Source organism: Aminobacter sp. MET-1 (genome assembly GCF_026521175.1).
Taxonomy (GTDB): Bacteria; Pseudomonadota; Alphaproteobacteria; order Rhizobiales; family Rhizobiaceae; genus Aminobacter.
In genome coordinates, this window is record NZ_JAMSHL010000156.1 from 1 (window position 1) to 247 (window position 247).

General features: G+C 64.8%; 1 pseudogene. It reads right to left on the reverse strand.

From position 1 onward, the window contains the following. Positions 1 to 247, reverse strand: a pseudogene (locus NDO48_RS29440) (catalase HPII); the annotation flags it as partial.

Here is a 247-nt window from a genome sequence, read left to right on the forward strand (position 1 = left end):
GCTCGGCCAGCTTGGCCTTGAACGCATCGATCGCCGCACCATCGACGCCGTTGGCCACCAGAATGGCGATCTTGAGCGACTTGATATTGCCCGGTACGTGATTCATCAGGCTCAACGCCGGCGAAATCTGCGGGGTTGGCGTCTTCGGCGTCACGGTCGGCGCGCTAGGGACCGGCAGGCCGAGGTTCTCGGCAACGCGGCGGGCCAGCTCCAGGTCGATGTTGGCGAGGATCTCGTTGACCTGGCG